Below are 3657 nucleotides of genomic sequence, written 5' to 3'. Positions count from 1 at the left end.
TGTCGGCCGGGCCCGCGGTGTCGGCCGGACCTGCGGCGTCGGACGGGCGGACGGTGGCGGACGGACCCGCGGTGCGGTGCGGGGGGACCGGGCCGGAACGGGGCCGGAGGACGTGATGTCGGCACGTACCCCGACCGACCACGGACGGATGCTCGACGCGCTCGACCACGAGGTGGAGCTCCTGGTGCGGTCGGCGGACACGGTACCGCCGGAGACGGTCGTGCCCACGTGTCCGGGATGGACGGTCGGGGAGGTCGTGCGGCACGTGGGCAGCGTCGCGCGGGCCGCCTCCGGGTGGCTCCGGGAGGGTCAGGCACCCCGGGACTGGCGGAGGGCCCCGGCCGCGGGACAGACGCCGCAGGCCTACCTCCGGGACGGGGTGTCCGCGCTGCGGGATCTGCTCGCCGCGCACGGGCCCGCCGAGCCCGCGGCCACGTGGTGGGACACCGACCGGACGTTCGGATTCTGGCGCCGACGCATGCTGCACGAGGTGACCGTGCACCGTGTGGACGTGGAACGCGCCGCGGGGCCGGAGCCGTCCCCGATCGCCGACGAGGTCGCCGTGGACGGAGTGGACGAGGCGGTGAACCTGTGGTTCGGCCACCGGCTGGGGCGGATGGGGGTCACCGGCACCAGACCGGCCGCGGTGGCGGTGGACACGGCGGGGCGCAGGTGGCTCACCCACGCCGGACCCGACGGGGCGGTGGTGGTCGGCGGGGACGGTGCTCCGGCCGGACCGGACGACCGCGTCGACGCGGTCGTGTCCGGCGCCGTCACCCGGGTCTACCTGTGGTTGTGGGGCAGGGAAGGGCCCGGTTCGGTCACCGTCGACGGCGACGACGACGCCGTCGCCCAGATGTGGGCACTCCTGCGGCTGGCCACACGCTGAGGCGTCCCGTGCCCTGGCCTTTCGACGGCGTAACACGGTCCGCCCGTTGTCCGGCGCGAGCTGACGTGGACGCAATGTCGATGTCGTCGACCCGCAACACCGGTCCGGCAGGGTGCCGGGTATGGACGGGAACACGAACCACGGGGTCCCTTCCCCGCCGACGGACGGTCACCCTGCGCGACGGCTCGCGGCCACGCCCGCGTGGCGGGTGCGCATCCGGATGGACGACGACCCGGGAACCCTCGCCCGTGTGGCGGGCAGGCTCGCCGATCTGGAGTGCAACATCCTCGGACTGGCGGTGTTGCCGGTCCCGGGTGGGGTGCTCGACGAGATCGTCGTCCGCCCCGCCGTCGGCCTGCCCCCGGGACATCTCCTTCGTGCCGTCGAGGACGAAGGGTACGAATGTGTCGGGATCACCGAGGCCGACGTGCACGACCTCGTCGACCCGGTCACCGCGGCACTGGGCACGGCGGCCCGGATGCTCGCCGGGCCCGGCCCGCCCCACAGCACCGGGCCGGTGATCGACGCCGTCTCCGCGCTCGTCTCGCCCGCGCGGGTGGCCGTCGTCCCCGCGGACACGGCGGAGGCGGAGCGGACCGACGGGGGCCACCGTGCCGTCCTGCCGGACCGCTCCGGGCGGATGCTCGTCCTGAGCCGGGTGTGGGCACCGTTCACGCAGCTGGAACTCGCCCGTGTGCGCGCGTTGCTCGACCTGGTCGACGCGGCCCGTGGTGGACTCCCGGCACAGTCCGCCGCGGGCCGGGACGGCCCTCAGCAGGTGACCGAGACGTCCACGCCACTGCGGAACGAGACGTGGACGTGATCCATGTGGTTCGCCGTGGCACTGCCGCGGTCGGCCATCGCGGACCATCCGGCGCCGTGGTTGATGCGTTGCCGCCAGATGACGTACTTGACCCCGAACTCGTCGCGGTGCTCGACCACGTAGTCGGCCAGCGCGTCGCCGGAGGACACGCCCACCATGAGATCGAGGGCGAGCCCGGCGGGATGGTCGCTGGGGTTCGACCGGGGCGCCCGGCCACCCACCGAGTCGACGGAGAACCGCTCCAGCAGGTGGTTGCCGACCTGTGCGACGTGGGGGACGGTGCCCTCCAGCCCGGTCGGGCACGACTCCACCGTCGCCTCGGCCCCGGCGGTCGCGGCGGCCTCGGTGGTCTCCTCCTCCGGAGCCTGCCCGGTCGTCTCCGGTTCCGTGGAGGTGGTCGACGTGGTGGTCGTGCTCTCCGGGGTGGTGCTCTCCGCGGTGCTCGACGTGGGGTCGGTCGACCGGGACCGTGCCGGGGTGGACGACGGGGTGGGCAGACCGGCGGCGACCGCGGCCACCGCCGTGGTGTGGTCCTTCTCGGGCGGCGCGGTGTCCGTCAGAGCCATGGTGCCGACCAGTGCGGTGGCGGCGAGAAGTCCGACCGCCGTGGGTTTGGCCCACGGCCTCCGTGGTTGGGCGCGGTGTCGACCAGCCATCTTTCCCTCATTCCGGTGACGGCGATGGCGGTCAGATTAAGAACCGGCAACGAAAGTGTCACGAGGGAGTGGTGACGGACACAGATCAATAACGCCGCTGGTCACGGCGCGTGTCGGTCCTATACGGACCAGAACCAGTCGTGCCGCCGCGCCTCGCGGAACGCCTGCCGTCGCCGCTCGGTCGTGAGCCGGTCCAGATACAGCACACCGTCGAGGTGGTCCACCTCGTGCTGCAGACACTGCGCCAGCACACCGGTCCCCTCCACGGTGACGGGCTCGTTGTCGAGGTCGACACCACGCACGACGGCCCGGCGTGCCCGCTCGGTCGGGAAACTCAGCTCCGGCACGGACAGACAGCCCTCGTCGAGCAGGTGGGTCTCCCCGGACACCTCGACCAGGACCGGGTTGAGCACGTATCCCACGGCGTCGTCGACCCGGTAGCTGAACGCGCGCAGGCCCACGCCGATCTGCGGCGCGGCCAGCCCCGCCCGGCCCGGCAGTTCGACGGTGTCGAGCAGATCGTCCACCAGTGCCTTCGTGGTCCGGTCGAACGTGGTGACCGGGTCGGCCACCGTCTTCAGCACCGGGTCACCGAAATAACGCAGGTCACGTACGGTCATGGGAAGTCTGGTCCTTTCCTGGTCGCGCTCACCCTAGCCCGCCGGGACGGCGCGCCGGGGTCACGCCCGCAGCCGCAGCCCCGCCGGGGTCGCGCGGAACCCCACCTCCCGCAGCACCTCCGCGAGACCGGAGGTCAGCGCGCGCTCCCCGTCGGCCTTCTGTACCTGCAACCGGCCGAGCCAGCCGTCCCGCACCGCCGCGGACAGCGCCGTCGCCGCCGCGTGCAACGTCGCACGGTCCTCGGTGAACGACAGCAGCGACCGGCCACCCCGTTCGACGTAGAGCGCGGGCATCCCGTCCACCAGCACGGCCAGCGCCCCCGCCTTACGGGCCGGCCGGTGTTTCGTGTCCCCGAGCACCGCGGGCCACGGCAACGCCGCACCGTACGGCTGGGCCGGGTCGGCCGCCGCCAGCACCACGGCCTGCCGGTCGGACTCCCAACCACCCGCCTCCGACCACGCCCGCAGGCGGTCCACCGCGCCGCGCGCCGCGAACTGCGCGGCGCCGAGGCCCTCCACGACGTAGCCGCGCACGACCTGCCCGGAGTCCTCCATACCCCGCAGCACCGTGTAGATCCCGGAGAAGCCCCCGGTGACCCGCTCGGTCTCCAGCGCCGTGCGGGTGAGCACCCCGTGCCGTTCGAGGAAGGACTCGGTCCGCGCGTGTGC

At 73.5% G+C, this 3657-nt stretch carries 5 protein-coding genes; 2 read left to right on the top strand and 3 right to left on the bottom strand.

All coding sequences use genetic code 11. From position 1 onward, the window contains the following. The first annotated feature begins 115 nt into the window (after positions 1 to 115). Together SACPADRAFT_RS0204895 and SACPADRAFT_RS0204890 are read left to right on the top strand one after the other, a co-directional pair. Entirely contained in the window at positions 116 to 889 is a 774-nt protein-coding gene (locus tag SACPADRAFT_RS0204895) for a maleylpyruvate isomerase family mycothiol-dependent enzyme (protein WP_007026906.1), read from the top strand. A 121-nt stretch (positions 890 to 1010) separates the two neighbouring features. Then, entirely contained in the window at positions 1011 to 1712 is a 702-nt protein-coding gene (locus SACPADRAFT_RS0204890; protein WP_007026907.1) for an ACT domain-containing protein, read from the top strand. On the opposite strand, the gene SACPADRAFT_RS0204885 is transcribed toward SACPADRAFT_RS0204890, so the two are convergent. The 3 genes from SACPADRAFT_RS0204885 to SACPADRAFT_RS0204875 all read right to left on the bottom strand — a co-directional run. Next, entirely contained in the window at positions 1661 to 2368 is a 708-nt protein-coding gene (locus SACPADRAFT_RS0204885) for a VldE C-terminal domain-containing protein (protein WP_007026908.1), read from the bottom strand. The two genes, SACPADRAFT_RS0204890 and SACPADRAFT_RS0204885, sit on opposite strands and share 52 nt — an antisense overlap. A gap of 119 nt (positions 2369 to 2487) precedes the next feature. Continuing rightward, entirely contained in the window at positions 2488 to 2988 is a 501-nt protein-coding gene (def, locus tag SACPADRAFT_RS0204880; protein ID WP_007026909.1) for a peptide deformylase, read from the bottom strand. Positions 2989 to 3048: 60 nt separating this feature from the next. Beyond that, a partial coding sequence (locus tag SACPADRAFT_RS0204875) for an Lhr family helicase (RefSeq protein ID WP_007026910.1) occupies positions 3049 to 3657 on the bottom strand: 609 nt, incomplete at its 5' end.

Source organism: Saccharomonospora iraqiensis subsp. paurometabolica YIM 90007 (genome assembly GCF_000231035.2).
Lineage (GTDB): Bacteria > Actinomycetota > Actinomycetes > Mycobacteriales > Pseudonocardiaceae > Saccharomonospora > Saccharomonospora paurometabolica.
This window is presented reverse-complemented; position numbering and strand designations above follow the sequence as displayed.

What these genes read in the sequence shown, in the direction of transcription:
- SACPADRAFT_RS0204895 (WP_007026906.1), top strand. Translation starts at nt 116, where the DNA reads ATGTCGGCACGTACCCCGACCGACCACGGACGGATGCTCGACGCGCTC.
- def (WP_007026909.1), bottom strand. Translation starts at nt 2,988, where the DNA reads ATGACCGTACGTGACCTGCGTTATTTCGGTGACCCGGTGCTGAAGACG.
- SACPADRAFT_RS0204890 (WP_007026907.1), top strand. Translation starts at nt 1,011, where the DNA reads ATGGACGGGAACACGAACCACGGGGTCCCTTCCCCGCCGACGGACGGT.
- SACPADRAFT_RS0204885 (WP_007026908.1), bottom strand. Translation starts at nt 2,368, where the DNA reads ATGGCTGGTCGACACCGCGCCCAACCACGGAGGCCGTGGGCCAAACCC.